The organism is Sphingomonas sp. CFBP 13733 (assembly GCF_014841795.1).
GTDB classification, from domain to species: domain Bacteria; phylum Pseudomonadota; class Alphaproteobacteria; order Sphingomonadales; family Sphingomonadaceae; genus Sphingomonas; species Sphingomonas aerolata.
In genome coordinates, this window is the sequence record NZ_JACYUP010000002.1 from 126,402 (window position 1) to 139,063 (window position 12,662).

The 12,662-nt window shown below is 68.0% G+C and carries 15 protein-coding genes; 8 read left to right on the forward strand and 7 right to left on the reverse strand.

All coding sequences use genetic code 11. From position 1 onward, the window contains the following. Nucleotides 1-70 precede the first annotated feature (70 nt). Together IFT71_RS04775 and IFT71_RS04780 are read left to right on the forward strand one after the other, a co-directional pair. Nucleotides 71-1,720 carry a helicase HerA-like domain-containing protein gene (locus IFT71_RS04775; RefSeq protein WP_192139413.1) on the forward strand — a complete coding sequence of 550 codons (1,650 nt, stop codon included), beginning with the start codon at nt 71-73 and terminating at the stop codon, nt 1,718-1,720. Nucleotides 1,721-2,185: 465 nt separating this feature from the next. Beyond that, a complete protein-coding gene (locus tag IFT71_RS04780; RefSeq protein WP_192139415.1) occupies nt 2,186-3,418 on the forward strand; it encodes a M20 metallopeptidase family protein in 1,233 nt (410 codons plus the stop codon). 141 nt (nt 3,419-3,559) lie between these two features. On the opposite strand, the gene IFT71_RS04785 is transcribed toward IFT71_RS04780, so the two are convergent. After that, the gene (locus IFT71_RS04785; protein ID WP_192139417.1) at nt 3,560-4,516 is read right to left on the reverse strand and encodes an isopenicillin N synthase family dioxygenase; all 957 of its coding nucleotides are present in this window, start codon (nt 4,514-4,516) and stop codon (nt 3,560-3,562) included. 459 nt (nt 4,517-4,975) lie between these two features. On the opposite strand from IFT71_RS04785, the gene IFT71_RS04790 reads away from it, so the two are divergent. From IFT71_RS04790 to IFT71_RS04810, 5 genes are all read left to right on the forward strand, one after another. After that, nucleotides 4,976-6,235 carry a multidrug effflux MFS transporter gene (locus IFT71_RS04790; protein ID WP_166746970.1) on the forward strand — a complete coding sequence of 420 codons (1,260 nt, stop codon included), beginning with the start codon at nt 4,976-4,978 and terminating at the stop codon, nt 6,233-6,235. A 72-nt stretch (nt 6,236-6,307) separates the two neighbouring features. Next, nucleotides 6,308-6,649, forward strand: coding sequence for a hypothetical protein (locus IFT71_RS04795; RefSeq protein WP_037530490.1), 342 nt, complete (start codon nt 6,308-6,310; stop codon nt 6,647-6,649). Nucleotides 6,650-6,722: 73 nt separating this feature from the next. Beyond that, nucleotides 6,723-7,343, forward strand: coding sequence for a hypothetical protein (locus IFT71_RS04800; protein WP_192139419.1), 621 nt, complete (start codon nt 6,723-6,725; stop codon nt 7,341-7,343). A gap of 265 nt (nt 7,344-7,608) precedes the next feature. Continuing rightward, on the forward strand, nt 7,609-8,274 hold the full coding sequence (locus IFT71_RS04805) for an outer membrane protein (RefSeq protein WP_031394478.1): 666 nt from the start codon (nt 7,609-7,611) through the stop codon (nt 8,272-8,274). 232 nt (nt 8,275-8,506) lie between these two features. Then, nucleotides 8,507-9,259, forward strand: coding sequence for a thermonuclease family protein (locus IFT71_RS04810; RefSeq protein ID WP_342212597.1), 753 nt, complete (start codon nt 8,507-8,509; stop codon nt 9,257-9,259). A gap of 140 nt (nt 9,260-9,399) precedes the next feature. Here IFT71_RS04810 and IFT71_RS04815 read toward each other — a convergent pair whose 3' ends face one another. The 5 genes from IFT71_RS04815 to IFT71_RS04835 form a co-directional block, all read right to left on the reverse strand. Next, complete coding sequence (locus tag IFT71_RS04815; protein ID WP_192139421.1) at nt 9,400-9,675, reverse strand: DUF2442 domain-containing protein; 276 nt, start codon at nt 9,673-9,675, stop codon at nt 9,400-9,402. Then, entirely contained in the window at nt 9,656-9,826 is a 171-nt protein-coding gene (locus IFT71_RS04820; protein ID WP_192139423.1) for a helix-turn-helix domain-containing transcriptional regulator, read from the reverse strand. The genes IFT71_RS04815 and IFT71_RS04820 overlap by 20 nt, the downstream gene beginning before the upstream one ends. Before the next feature lie 180 nt (nt 9,827-10,006). After that, nucleotides 10,007-11,062 (reverse strand): ribonucleotide-diphosphate reductase subunit beta, encoded by a 1,056-nt coding sequence (locus IFT71_RS04825; protein ID WP_056409090.1) that lies wholly within the window; start codon nt 11,060-11,062, stop codon nt 10,007-10,009. A gap of 45 nt (nt 11,063-11,107) precedes the next feature. Next, complete coding sequence (locus IFT71_RS04830; protein ID WP_206757440.1) at nt 11,108-11,371, reverse strand: hypothetical protein; 264 nt, start codon at nt 11,369-11,371, stop codon at nt 11,108-11,110. Continuing rightward, complete coding sequence (locus IFT71_RS04835; protein WP_031396614.1) at nt 11,368-11,571, reverse strand: hypothetical protein; 204 nt, start codon at nt 11,569-11,571, stop codon at nt 11,368-11,370. Before IFT71_RS04835 ends, IFT71_RS04830 begins: the two co-directional genes overlap by 4 nt. 56 nt (nt 11,572-11,627) lie before the next feature. On the opposite strand from IFT71_RS04835, the gene IFT71_RS04840 reads away from it, so the two are divergent. After that, nucleotides 11,628-11,876, forward strand: coding sequence for a DUF2171 domain-containing protein (locus IFT71_RS04840; protein ID WP_192139427.1), 249 nt, complete (start codon nt 11,628-11,630; stop codon nt 11,874-11,876). A 461-nt stretch (nt 11,877-12,337) separates the two neighbouring features. Here the strand turns inward: IFT71_RS04840 and IFT71_RS04845 are convergent, their stop codons facing one another. Beyond that, entirely contained in the window at nt 12,338-12,655 is a 318-nt protein-coding gene (locus IFT71_RS04845; RefSeq protein ID WP_244654776.1) for a hypothetical protein, read from the reverse strand. Nucleotides 12,656-12,662 lie beyond the last annotated feature (7 nt).

Below are 12,662 nucleotides of genomic sequence, written 5' to 3' on the forward strand. Positions count from 1 at the left end.
CCGAGCGGCGGTCCTTTTTCTTTGCGGGGCGCGGGGTTAGGATCGGGATCGACAGCGAGGACATAGCAGCATGGGCGACGGCATCTTCATCGGCGCGAGCGCGGACGGTACGCGGCAGACGCTCGAGCTCAGACGCGCGAACCGGCACGGGCTGATCGCGGGCGCGACGGGGACGGGCAAGACCGTGACCGTGCAGGGGATCATCGAGGGGTTTTCGGCAAACGGCGTGCCGTGTTTCGTCGCGGACGTGAAGGGCGACCTGTCGGGGCTCGCGATGGCGGGGTCGCCGACCGCGAAGACGCATGCGATCTTTGCGGAGCGCGCCAAGGCGATCGGCGATGACGGCTGGGCCTATGCGGACACGCCGGTGCAGTTCTGGGACCTGTTCGGCGAGCAGGGGCATCCGATCCGCACGACGATCAGCGAGATGGGGCCGGTGCTGCTCGCGCGGCTGCTCGATCTCAACGCGGTGCAGGAGGGGGTGCTGACGATCGCCTTCCATGTCGCGGACACGGAAGGGCTGCTGCTGATCGACCTCGACGATCTGCAGGCGATGCTGAGCGAGTGCGCGGGGCGGGCCGACGAGCTGACGACGACCTATGGCAACGTGTCGAAACAGTCGATCGGCGCGATCCAGCGTGCGTTGCTCCAGTTGCGCAGCCAGGGTGCGGAGCATTTCTTTGGCGAGCCGGCGCTCGAATTGCGTGATTTCATCGGCGTCGACGACCGGGGGCGGGGGCTGGTCAACATCCTTGCCGCGGACAAGCTGATGGCGAGCCCGAAGCTCTATTCGACGTTCCTGCTGTGGCTGATGAGCGAGCTGTTCGAACAGCTTCCCGAGATCGGCGATCCCGACAAGCCGGTGCTGTGCTTCTTCTTCGACGAGGCGCATCTGCTGTTCGATGCCGCGCCCAAGGCGCTGCTCGACACGATCGCGCAGGTCGTGCGGCTGATCCGGTCGAAGGGCGTGGGGGTGTATTTCATCACGCAGAACCCGATCGACATTCCCGAGACGATCGCGGGGCAGCTCGGCAACCGGGTGCAGCATGCGCTGCGCGCGTTCACGCCGCGCGACCAGGCGGCGGTGCGTTCGGCGGCGGAGACGTTCCGGGCGAATCCGGGGGTCGATGTCGCGACCGCCATCACCGAGCTGAAGGTGGGCGAGGCGCTGGTGTCGCTGTTGCAGGCGGACGGGTCGCCGACGCCGGTCGCGCGCACGCTGATCAAGCCGCCGGTGTCGCGGGTCGCGCCGATCACGCCCGCCGAGCGCGCGGTGATGATCGAGACGGATGCGATCGGGGCGAAATACGACACTTTGGTCGATCGCGAGTCGGCGGAGGAGCTGCTCGCGGCGAAGACCGAGGCGGCGAGCGCGGCGGCGGCCGAGGCGAAGGCGACGACCGCGGCGGAGAAGGCGGCGGTGGCGCAGGCGAAGCTCGACGCGAAGGCGGCGCGCGAGGCGCGGGCGGCGGAGCGCGAGGCGGATCGGGTGGAGCGCGCGGCCGAGCGCGAGGCGGCGGATTCGCCCTGGGCGAAGATGGCGTCGTCCGCGACGCGGGCGGCGAGCTCGTCGATCGGGCGGCAGGTGGCGAACGAGATCGGGAAACAGGTGTTCGGGACGACCAGCCGGAGCCGGTCGCGGTCGCGCGGCGGGGCGTCGGGGGGTGGTCTTAAGGGGAGCGTGCTGCGCGGGGTGCTGGGGGGGTTGTTTCGGGGGTGATCGGGGTGGGGTGCGGTTCCTGCGCTTCCGCTCCCGCGCATACCACCCCGGCGGGGGCCGGGGCCCAGTTGGGGAGGTCGCTGTAACGGAGCGCCGTCCTGCATCATTGCCGGCCCCTAACTGGGCCCCGGCCTTCGCCGGGGTGGGGGCGCTCTTGGGGGACTGGCAGCTCTTTCCTCCATGGTCACCCGCGAAGGCGGTGCCCAGACTGGGTCCCCGCCTTCGCGGGGACACAAGGCGGGAGCGGCGGCGTGTGATCTCCCGCATACCACCCCGGCGGAGGCCGGGGCCCAGTTGGGGAGGTCGCTGTAACGCAGCGCCGTCCTGCATCACTGGCGTTCCCCAACTGGGCCCCGGTCTTCGCCGGGGTGGTGGAGGGGGTGGGGTGCTGTGGTATAGGGCGGCATCGGCACGGGCCGGGCGTTGGCCGGGCCGGTGCACCACGTCTTGCAAAGGTACCCGATCATGTCGCTCGATTTCGAATCCACCACCGACTGGGCCGCGATCGGTGAGGAAAGCCTCGATGCGGCGATCGAGTTGCGGCGCGCGATCCATGCGGATCCCGAGGTGGGGCTGCACTGCCCGCGCACCTCGGACAAGGTGAAGGCGGCGCTGGCCGGGCTGCCGCTGGAGATCCGCGAGGGGACGTCCACGACCGGGTTCGTCGCGATCCTGCGCGGCGGGCGGGGTGGCGGCACCGCGGGGGGCAATGGGCGGACCGTGCTGCTCCGCGGCGACATGGATGCGTTGCCGATGCAGGAGGAGACCGGGCTGCCGTTCGCGTCGAAGGTCGACGGGGCGATGCATGCGTGCGGGCATGATTCGCATACCGCGATGCTGGTCGGGGCGGCCAAGGCGCTGTGCGCGCGGCGGGACGATCTGCCGGGCACCGTCGTATTCATGTTCCAGCCGGGCGAGGAGGGGCATCACGGCGCGCGGCACATGATCGCCGACGGGCTGCTCGATGCGCCATTGCCCGAGGCGGGGTTCGCGCTGCACATCTCGCCCAACATGCCGATGGGGCATGTCGTCAGCCGCGCGGGCACGCTGATGGCGTCGACCGACACGCTGCGCGCGACGATCACCGGGCGCGGCGGGCATGCGGCGATGCCGCACGACTGCCTCGATCCGCTGCCGATCGCGTGCGAGATCGTCACCGCGCTGCAGACCTATGTCGCGCGGCAGGTGGCGGTGACCGATCCGGCGGTGCTGTCGATCACCAAGCTGAATGCGGGGAGCGCGCACAACGTCATCCCGTCGAGCGTCGAGATGCTGGGGACGATGCGGACCTTGTCCGAGCGCACGCGCGAACAGCTGCGCACGGCGTTCGTCCGGATGGTCGAGGGGATCGCCGCGGCGCACGGCGCGGTGGGGACGCCGACGATCGAGCAGGGTTATCCCGTCACCGTGAACGATCCGCGCGCGACCGAGCTGATCAAGGCGGTGGCGACGACGATCGGCGGCGAGGGCGCGTATCAGGTGATGCCGCCGATGATGGGGGCGGAGGATTTCTCCTACGTGCTGCAGAAGCTGCCCGGCGCGATGGCGTTCATCGGCGCGGCGCCCGAGGGGAGCGACCCGCGGACCAATCCGCCGCTGCACAATACGAAGATGACGATCGACGAGCGGGTGATGGCGCACGGCATCGCGGTGCACTGCGCGGTGGCGGAGCGGTTTCTGGCGAACGGGTTCGATTGAGGCTGGGGGAGATCCCCCATTGCACCACCCCGGCGCAGGCCGGGGTCCAGGTGGGAGGTCGGCGCAACGGAGCGGTGTCCGACGTTATCACCGTCCCCCAACTGGGCCCCGGCCTTCGCCGGGGTGGTGGAGCGGGGGCGGTTACTTCTTGATCAGGCCGATCTCTACCAGGCGTTCGTAGAGATAGTCGTGCGCGGTGATCGGGGTGGGGTAGCGGTTGGGGTTTTCCGCTGTGATCGTCGCCGGCAGCGTCTGAATCAGGAAATCCGGCGCGGGATGCAGGAAGAACGGCATCGAGTAGCGCGAATGGCCGCGGCGCTCGGGCGGCGGGTTGACGACGCGGTGCGTGGTCGAGGGCAGGACGTGGTTGGTCAGCCGCTGGAGCATGTCGCCGACATTGACGACCATCGCGCCCTCGGGCGGCTTGATCGACAGCCAGCGGCCGTTCGCGCGGTCGAGCAGTTCGAGGCCGGCCTCTTCCGCACCGAGCAGCAGCGTGATGAGGTTGATGTCCTCATGCGCGCCGGCGCGGACGCCCTCGGCATCGGCGGGGATCGGCGGGTAGTGGAGCAGGCGCAGGACGCTGTTGCCGTCCTTGACCGCGGGGTCGAACCAGTCGGGCGCGAGCTTCAGGTGGCGCGCGATCGCGGAGAGCAGCTTGTCGCCCGCGGTGTCGAACGCCTTGAACAGGTCGAGGAAGACCGGCTTGAAACCCTCGGGACGGGTCGGCCAGACGTTCGGCGACATCTGCGCCTCGTAACGGTGGCCGGCGGGGAGTTCGCGGCCGACGTGCCAGAATTCCTTGAGGTCGACGACCTTGGCGTCCTTGGCGATCTCGGTCTTGAACGGGGTGTAACCGCGCGCGCCGCCGCCGCCGGGGGCGAAATAGCCGCGCTTCTCGTCCTCGGGCAGCTCGAACAGTGCCTTGGTCTCGGCCCAGGCCTGGTCGATCAATTCGGTCGGGATGCCGTGATCGGCGACGATCGCAAAACCGAAGCGTTCGAACGAGTTGCCGAGCGCGGCGGCAAAGCCATCGGGGTCGCGCGCCTGATCGGCAAGGCTGAGTGTGGGAACCTGGGCGGCGGGGCTGTCGAGCATGGAAGGATGTCCGGATAGGGGAGCGCCGATATAGCGACGCGGGCGCGCGGTGCCAATTGCCGGGCGGGATTTCGCGTGGTGGCGGGGCGATTTAGGCACCTCTCTTGCCGTCATCCCCGGGGAGGCGGGGATGACGGGCCTTGGGGGAGGGGCACTTGGTTTCGTCATCCCCGCGGAGGCGGGGATCCAGATGTTCGGACGTCGGTGATGGAGTCGTGGGGCTTGCCGGTATGGATCCCCGCCTTCGCGGGGATGACGGTTGGGGGGCGTTGCTGCCGGGGGATTGAGGGGCGTTGCTGCCGGGGGGTTGGGGGCGTTGCCGCCGGGGGATTGGGGGGCGTTGCTGTGGGGGGGATTGGGGGCGTGGCCTCCCGGGGGATTGAGCGCGTGGGATTCGTGCGCGTGGCGGGGTGGATAGCGGGTTTCGTAGGTAGCGATAACGCGGTAGGGCGCCGCATCATGACCGCAGAAACCCCAGTATCCGACGCGCCCGCGATGCGCGGCGCGCCGATCGGCTTTGTCGAGTTCGTGGCGCTGGTCGCAGCCCTCATGTCGCTGACCGCGCTGGGGATCGATTCGATGCTGCCCGCGCTGCCCGCGATCGGCGAGTCGCTGGGGATCGCGAGCGAGAACAGCCGGCAATATATCGTGACCGCGTTCGTCATCGGCTTCGGCGTCGCGCAGCTCGTCCACGGGCCGCTCGCCGACCGGTTCGGGCGCCGCACGGTGCTGCTCTGGTCGCTGGGGCTGTACGCGCTCGCCAATGTCGCCTGCGCGCTGGCGGGGAGCTTCACATTGCTGCTGATCGCGCGGGTCGCAGGCGGGGCGGTGATCGCCGCGGCGCGGGTCGCGACGATCGCGCTGGTGCGCGACTGTTATCACGGGCGGGCGATGGCGCGGGTGATGTCGATCGCGTTCATGGTGTTCATGATCGTGCCGATCCTGGCGCCGACCTTCGGCTGGAGCGTGCTGCAGTTCGGCGACTGGCGCGCGATCTTCTGGGTGATCGCAGGCCTGACGCTGGTCGTGCTCGCCTGGTTCTGGGTCCGGATGCCCGAGACGCTGGCGCCCGAGAACGTCCTGCCGATCACGCCGGCGCGGATCCTGTCCGACTGGCGGCAGACGCTCAGCGACCGGCTGTCGCTCGGCTATACGCTGGCGGCGACCGCGCTGATGGGGTCGCTGTACGGGTATCTAAACTCGATCCAGCAGATCATGGCGGACGTGTTCGCAAAGCCCGACCTGCTCGCGCTGATCTTCGCGGTCACCTCGGTGACGATGGCGGCGGCCAATCTGATGAATTCGCGGATCGTGATGAAGCTCGGCACGCGGCTGATCAGCCACTGCGCGCTGTCGGGGCTGATCCTGGTCTCGCTGGTGCATCTGGGCGCAATCGAGGCGAACTGGGAGTCGCTCACCAGCTTTGCGGTGTTCCAGGCGCTGACGCTCGGCTGTTTCGGGCTGGCGACGTCGAATTTCTCGGCGATGGCGATGGAGAATATGGGGCGGATCGCCGGCACCGCGTCGAGCGTGCAGGGGTTCGTCAGCGTCACCGCGGGCGCGGTGATCGGCGCGGTGATCGGCCAGGCGTTCGACGGGACGACGGTGCCGCTGGTGCTCGGCTTCCTGCTCGCGGGGCTCGCGGCGCTGGCAGTCGTCGCGCTGACGGAACGGGGCCGCCTGTTCCGGCCTGCGATCGTCGTCAAACCGGCCGAGTGACGGAACCGGGCACGCGTGCCCGCCGTTCCTTGACGCGAGACCGCACGACGCGGCCTGAGCAGGAGCGATAGCATGGGCGGACATCAGGTTCCCGGCATGGGCACGGGCGACGACGGGTATGACGAGGACGGCTATGACGAGAGCCAGCGCGCCGAGATCCTCGAGGCGACGCGCAGCGGCCCGGTCGACGGCGCGATCGTCACCGATCTGAGCCCCGATCTGGGCACGGACGACGACGAGGACGAGCCGATCGACGACATCGACATGGATTCGGAAGCGGTCGGCCAGACCGATTCGACCGTGACGATGGACGAGGATGATATCGACGAGGACGATGTGCAGGACGAGCTCGACGATGGCAGCATCGACGATGACGAGCTGGACGATGCCGACGACGTCGCGCTGAAGCCCTGACCCCTGCGATCCCCCGACGCGCGTGCGGCAGCGATCCCCGCGCGCGCGTCCCGCTTCGATGTAGGAGGCGCGCGTGCGTATCGTGATCGCAACCGGCGGCGTGATGCCGATCCTCCTGGGGTGCGGCCTTGGCGGCTGCTCGGATCCCAAGCAGCAGCAGCTCGACGTCACCGCGGCGGCGGCGCGCGCACAGCAGAACATCGCGCGCTATGCGGCGGACAGCCGCCCCGGCCGGCATCCCGTCGGCACCACCAAGATCGCGGCCGCGGCGCCCGAGACCCTGCCCGAAGCAGCGGCGGCGGTGGTGCGACGCTATTACCAGCGGATCGCGGCGCATGACTTTGTCGGGGCGCGCGCGCTCTGGTGTCGCGATGGCGAATCCTCGACGCTCGACCGGGCGGGCTTCGCTGGCCGCTTTGCGCGCTATGCCCGTTATGATGCCAGCGTCGCGGCGCCGGGCAGCGTCGACGCAGGGGCGGGCCAGCTGCACATCTCGGTGCCGGTACGCGTGACGGGGACGCTGAGCGACGGCACGCGATTTGCCGATGACGGGATGGTCCTGCTGCACCGCGTCAACGACGGGATCGAGACCGCGAGCGCCGAGGCACATCTCTGGCGGATCGAATCCACGTCGGTCGACCCGGTGATCCCGCCGCCGCGCGCACCCGCCATCAGCGCGCCTGGACGCCGCTAACCCGCTGAAACCGGGGTATCCGTAGCGTCTTGTCGCCGCCCGGGAAAAGCCACGAAGCCGCCATGATGGCCGCGGTTTCGCCCTTGTTCGTTCATCCGACCGTCAGAAACCGTTGCCATCTTGCCACAGCCGGCGAGTGTTCCCGAAATCGACGAACGGCAGTGCAACATTTTCGTCATCGACCTGTTTGGAGGGCCTGAGTGTCACGCGCCACGGGTTGTCCGGGGCGGCGGGACCCAGAACGAAACAAGAAGGTCATTCGAATATGCGTAAGCTTTCCATCGCAGTCGCCATCGCAGCAGCCGCCCTCGCCGCTCCGGCGTTCGCGCAGGACATGTCGGCTCCTGCCCCCACCGACAACAGCGCCGCCCCCGGCGAAGCCGCTGCACCGGACGGCTCGAAGGCCTTCGGGATCGAGCCGTATTTCGGCGTCATGGGCGGTTGGGAGCAGTTCGACAACGAAGCCGGCCACGGCATCCCGCAGGCGCTGAACGCCAACGGCACGCTGCGTCGCGGCTACAAGCCCTCGGGTTCGCTCGTTCAGGGCGTCCTGGGCGTCAACGTTCCGCTGGGCCCGGTCTTCGTCGGCGCAGAAGGTAACGTGATCAAGGGCATCGATGGCAACATCGACTGGCAGTATGGCGCAGCAGGCCGTTTCGGTTTCCGCGCTGGCGACAGCGGCCTGATCTACGGCAAGGTCGGCTACCAGTGGGTCAACTTCGACCATTTCTCGGGCCTGTCGAACACGGTTCCCAACACGAACCGCGACTATAGCGCGATCACCTACGGCATCGGCGCCGAAGTCGGTCCGCAGAGCATCGGCCTGAAGGGCATCACCGGCAACGCCGGCTTCCGCATCCGCGCCGAGGTCAACACCTTCGGCGACGCGCAAAGCTTCCGCCCGATGCTGGGTATCGTCACGCACTTCTGAGCCTTGGCTTAGGTACGTGAAATCGGGCGGGGTGCGAGCGATCGCACCCCGCCCTTTTTTGTGTCCGGCGCGGATCGGCCGGGCCGCGTCGAGAGGCGTCGGGCGGTGCCATGACGTCCTCCTGATGTTCCCGATGCGTTCTGGCGCATTTCCGACTCGCTTCGCCGCATGTGAGTCGACGCGCGAGTGACATCGACTCGTGGCCGCGTAGGCGCGAAAGGCGATGGAGTATGTGTTTGATTTTATGCGGTTGCTGAGCGGCAATCGCGGGACGGGTGGCGCCCGTCGTCGGAGCGGTCCGGGTCTCGCGCTACAGCTCCGCCTGGTGTTCTACGGCGTGCTGATCGGGCTGATGGTGCCGACCTTGCGCAAGATCGACTGGTCACCGCTCGTCCCGCCGGGCCTGAAGGTCGAATGGCCGACCGGGTTCGGCGTGACCTGGCCCGCGGGGCAGCTCCACGTGCCGGGCGGCTGGGGGCGGCTGCGCGATACCGCCACCGACGTCGCGCCGTCCGCTGCGGGTCTCGGCAGCGCGGCCGCGACTGCGGCGGCTGCTGCGGCGGGCGCGGCGGGTGGGCTGATCGTCGGGGCCGGGTCTGGCGCTGGGGCCGGCGCGGTGGGGGCGGGGAAGGCGGTGTCGGCGCGCTTCACGATCTGCGGCCGGGCCAAGCGGGTCAACTGCATGGTCGATGGCGACACCTTCTGGATGAACCGCACCAAGATCCGCATCGCCGATATCGACACCCCCGAAACCCACCCGCCGCGCTGCAAGGCCGAGGCACGCGCGGGCCACCGCGCGACGCTGCGGATGCAGGCGCTGCTCAATGCCGGGCCGTTCACGCTGACGCGGATCAAGCGCGACGTCGACAAATATGGGCGCAAGCTGCGGCTTGTGCAGCGCGACGGGCGATCGCTGGGCGACACGCTGGTCCGCGAGGGGCTGGCGCGGCGTTATGGCGGGGGGAAGCGGTCGCCCTGGTGCTGAGGGGGCTCTGGTCGTCGTAACGTGACGGCACTGGGTCCACGGCGGCGATCACGAAGTCGGTTCAGCCCGTTTGGGTTCCCGCCCTCGCAGAAATGACGACCCTTTCGGAATCAGGCGAGGCGTGCCGCACCGGCCGCCCGTCAGGCCGCGTTGCGGATCAGCAGGTCCTTGGCTGCCAGACGCTGATGCAGCGCGTCGGCGGACAGTTCGAAGCCGTTCGGCCAAGCCAGCGCGCCGCCTTCGATAAAGGCGCGGGCGAAATAGGCGGGGTCGGCGAGCGGGCGCGTCATGACCGTGGCGCGGGCTATGAGGTCCGCCGCGGACCAGTGCGCGGCGCTGCCGTCCGAAAAGACGAGGTCCAGCGTATCGTCGCCGGTAATGGCGAGGCGAACGAGGTTAATCACGAACGTCTGCACCGACATTGCCGCGGATATGGGCCACGTCGGCAAGTGCGGCAGCGATTAGAGCCGGATCGCCGTCTTCGAAGACCGCTTCGAGATAGGCGAGTATTGCGGCATCGCTGTCGAGATGCGCGGTTGGGCTCCAGCCGGTCGTTTTGATGCCCATCAGTCTGACTCTCCAAGCCTCGGCGATCATCGTCGCCTTGCCGGGGTTTGTCACCTGCCGTCTTCAGAACGAGGCCGGCATGGGCAAAGCCCATGCCGTCTGCCGGCGCTGATGGCGCCGCCGGCCGGTCGCGCCGCCGGGGCGGGGTTTAGCGGTGGCTAAACCCGCGCGCGGCGCGAGTTACTCCGCAGCCACGCCCGCCAGCGAGAACATGTCGCCGCCGTCGGCGAGGTCCTCGTTCGCGGCGGGGCCCTTCTTGGCGGTCTGGCGCTTGTCGAAGCTGTCCCAGACGTCGTTCCACTGGCCCTTGGTCGCGGCCTTCGAATATTCGGTGGCGCGCTGTTCGAAGAAGTTGGCGTGCTCGACGCCGTTGAGCATCGGGGCGAGCCAGGGGAGCGGGTGCTCGTCGATCATGTAGATCGGCTTCAGGCCGAGCTGAGTCATGCGCCAGTCGGCGATGAAGCGGATATACTTCTTGATCTCCTTGGGGGTCATGCCGTTGACCGGACCCATTTCGAAGGCGAGATCGATGAAATTGTCCTCGAGGCGGATCGTCGTCTGGCAGACGTCGGCGATGTCGTCCTTGACCGCCTTGGTCAGGCACTGACGCTCGGCGCAGAAGGTGTGGAACATCTTGATGATGCCCTCGCAGTGCAGGCTCTCGTCGCGGATCGACCAGGTGACGATCTGGCCCATGCCCTTCATCTTGTTGAAGCGCGGGAAGTTCATCAGCATCGCGAACGAGGCGAAGAGCTGGACGCCCTCGGTGAAGCCGCCGAACATCGCGAGCGTGCGCGCGATATCCTCGTCATTGTCGACGCCGAAGCTCTGCATGTAATCATGCTTGTCCTTCAGCTCGGCATATTCGAGGAAGGCGCCATATTCGCTCTCGGGCATGCCGATGGTGTCGAGCAGATGGCTGTAGGCGGCGATGTGCACCGTCTCCATGTTGCTGAACGCGGCCAGCATCATCTTGATCTCGGTCGGCTTGAACACGCGGCCGTACTTCTCGTGGTAGCAATCCTGCACCTCGACGTCCGCCTGGGTGAAGAAGCGGAAGATCTGCGTCAGCAGGTTGCGCTCGTGATCGCTGAGCTTCTGCGCCCAGTCGCGGCAATCCTCACCCAGGGGCACTTCCTCGGGGAGCCAGTGGAGCTGCTGCTGGCGCTTCCAGAATTCGAACGCCCAGGGGTATTCGAACGGCTTGTACTGCTTGCGGGCTTCGAGGAGGGACATGGGATACTCCGGGACAAATTTGGGAAATTGAGGAAACTGGTGAAGCTAGAAACGGCTTGAACTGGTGATGACGACGACGAGGAACAGCAGCGACGCGATCGGTGCGGCGATCATCAGCACGCGGCCGCGCTGGCGGATCTTGCCGATGTCGAGCACGCCGGGGTTCCAGCCGGGCGTCGGACCCCAGAAGGTCTCGCCGCGAAAGTCGCCCGACCAGGGATTATGGTCGAGCCGGCTCCAGTGACGGCCGAGGATCATGTTCGCGGCGCAAATGCCGACGACCGCGAGGATCAGGACGAGCGTGTTCACGATTCGAGCGTCCATTGCCACATCGCGCCCGCCGACAGCGCGAGCACGATCGCACCCGAGGTGAGCATGATGCCGATCATCCGGAAGGCATAGACCTGCTTGTCGCTGACATCGGGGCTGCGCAGCCGCAACAGCATCGCGACGCCGATGATCCCGAGCAGGGCCGCGACGACAAACATGATGGCGCTGCCATAGGTCATGCGACCAATGCCCGAGACGCGCGTTCTGCACCCGGACCCACCACAGGAGACGCAAAATGGTCGACGCAACCCAGATCAAGGAACACGCTGAAGTCATCGGCGCGGACGGCGTTCATGTCGGTACCGTCGATCATGTCGAGGGCGACCGCATCAAGCTGACCAAGAATGATTCGCCGCAGTCGCAGGACGGGCAGGGCGCCAAGCATCACTATATCTCGCTCGGCCTCGTCGCCGAGATCGAGGGTGACAAGGTCCGCCTGAGCGCGACCGGCGCGAACGCGCTGACGTTCGAAGAGAGCGAGTAACCGCGCGGCGCCCTCTCCCGAGCGGAGGGGGCGCGCCGAGTGCACGACAGGGGCGTTCCGGAGCGATCCGGGGCGCCCTTTTCGCGTCGGACGTACGCGGCTGCGGGCCGTGGCACAGGGCACCCGAATCGGGGTGGCGTCGGCCGGTGTCCGCCCGGCGGCAGAGTGCGATTTGCTGCGCATGTCGTCTCCGTCCTAGCTGGGCCCGGCGTCGCCGATGGGCGGCGCTGCGTGACGCCATTTATCTACATGATCGGGCCGGATATCGCTATGCACTTATTTCGATAAGAGCCGCGAATTATCCGACTTGCACCTAGGGATGGTGTGGTCCGGTCCGTTTCGACACCAGATACGGGATCGGGCGTCGGGGCGCGGTCGGGTGGTCAAGACCCCTGCGAGCCCGCGGAATTCCGCGGGTTTCGGGGCTGGACAGCCGCTGTCCGGGCCCCGAAACGACGCGATCAGGCAGCTGTGGGGTCGTCGTCGACCGGAGCCGCGCGACCGGCGGTCGGGAGCAGTGCGGCGAGTGCTGCGATCGCGTCGCCGGTGAAGTGCCGGACCGCGCCCTCGGGCCCGATCTGGAGTGCATGCTCGGGGGTCAGCGTCGCGGCGCGCTGATGTTCGGGATCGAGCGTGGTCCAGGTGCGGACCGCGGTCTCGAGGCTGGTCACCTCGGCGACGTCGGTGTCGCCGCGGGGTACGTTTTCGAGCGCGGCGCTCATCCGCCAGTCGATGTCGGGCGGCGTCGTGTCGCCCCAATAGGCTTCGGTCATCGTCATACCTCCA

Excerpts from the sequence above, each read along its gene's own strand:
- IFT71_RS04775 (WP_192139413.1), top strand. The coding sequence starts at position 71 with ATGGGCGACGGCATCTTCATCGGCGCGAGCGCGGACGGTACGCGGCAG.
- IFT71_RS04780 (WP_192139415.1), top strand. The coding sequence starts at position 2,186 with ATGTCGCTCGATTTCGAATCCACCACCGACTGGGCCGCGATCGGTGAG.
- IFT71_RS04785 (WP_192139417.1), bottom strand. The coding sequence starts at position 4,516 with ATGCTCGACAGCCCCGCCGCCCAGGTTCCCACACTCAGCCTTGCCGAT.
- IFT71_RS04790 (WP_166746970.1), top strand. The coding sequence starts at position 4,976 with ATGACCGCAGAAACCCCAGTATCCGACGCGCCCGCGATGCGCGGCGCG.
- IFT71_RS04795 (WP_037530490.1), top strand. The coding sequence starts at position 6,308 with ATGGGCGGACATCAGGTTCCCGGCATGGGCACGGGCGACGACGGGTAT.
- IFT71_RS04805 (WP_031394478.1), top strand. The coding sequence starts at position 7,609 with ATGCGTAAGCTTTCCATCGCAGTCGCCATCGCAGCAGCCGCCCTCGCC.
- IFT71_RS04820 (WP_192139423.1), bottom strand. The coding sequence starts at position 9,826 with ATGGGCATCAAAACGACCGGCTGGAGCCCAACCGCGCATCTCGACAGC.
- IFT71_RS04825 (WP_056409090.1), bottom strand. The coding sequence starts at position 11,062 with ATGTCCCTCCTCGAAGCCCGCAAGCAGTACAAGCCGTTCGAATACCCC.
- IFT71_RS04835 (WP_031396614.1), bottom strand. The coding sequence starts at position 11,571 with ATGACCTATGGCAGCGCCATCATGTTTGTCGTCGCGGCCCTGCTCGGG.
- IFT71_RS04840 (WP_192139427.1), top strand. The coding sequence starts at position 11,628 with ATGGTCGACGCAACCCAGATCAAGGAACACGCTGAAGTCATCGGCGCG.
- IFT71_RS04845 (WP_244654776.1), bottom strand. The coding sequence starts at position 12,655 with ATGACGATGACCGAAGCCTATTGGGGCGACACGACGCCGCCCGACATC.